Raw genomic sequence first — 509 nt, 5'->3', positions numbered from 1 at the left:
GAAGGGGGACGGGCCGGGTGTCGGAGCGGTTCTCCGGGCTCGTGTCGGAGCCCGCCGGTGTCGCCGTGTCGTGGGCGGGGGCCGTCTGGGTGCCGCCCGCCGTCTCCAGTACGTCCCGCAGGAGTGCCGCGAGGCGGGAGGCCGCGCGGTAGGCGGGGCCGGTGAGGATCGCCCCGGTGTCGGGGGTCCGCAGGGCGGCGAGGGCCGCCGGGGAGACCTGGACGGGCTCGCCGTGGCGGATGGCGCGGGCCGCCGCGTCGAGGACCGTGCCCGCCGCGCCGAGGATCTCCCGTACGCGGTCGCGCTCCCTGCCCTCCTCGGGGACGCCCACCGCCGGGTCCGCCAAGCTGGCGAGGACCGGGCGGATGCGTTCGGCGAGGCCCCGCGAGCCGCGCAGTTCGGCCGGGCGGGTGCGGGCCTGGCGCGGGGTGATCCTGGCCGCGTCGCGCGCCGCCATCAGGGGCTCGGGGTCGAAGGGGGCGACCGGGTCGTGCCGGAGCCTGCGGGCG

Annotated in this window: 1 pseudogene; it reads right to left on the bottom strand. The window is 80.0% G+C overall.

Annotated features, from left to right (window positions below):
- Nucleotides 1-509 (bottom strand): annotated as a pseudogene (locus AB8Z36_RS42140) (FUSC family protein); the annotation flags it as partial.

The organism is Streptomyces flavofungini (genome assembly GCF_041028215.1).
GTDB classification, from domain to species: Bacteria; Actinomycetota; Actinomycetes; order Streptomycetales; family Streptomycetaceae; genus Streptomyces; species Streptomyces flavofungini_B.
The sequence above is the reverse complement of the archived record's forward strand: the minus strand, read 5'-3'. Positions and strand labels throughout refer to the sequence as shown.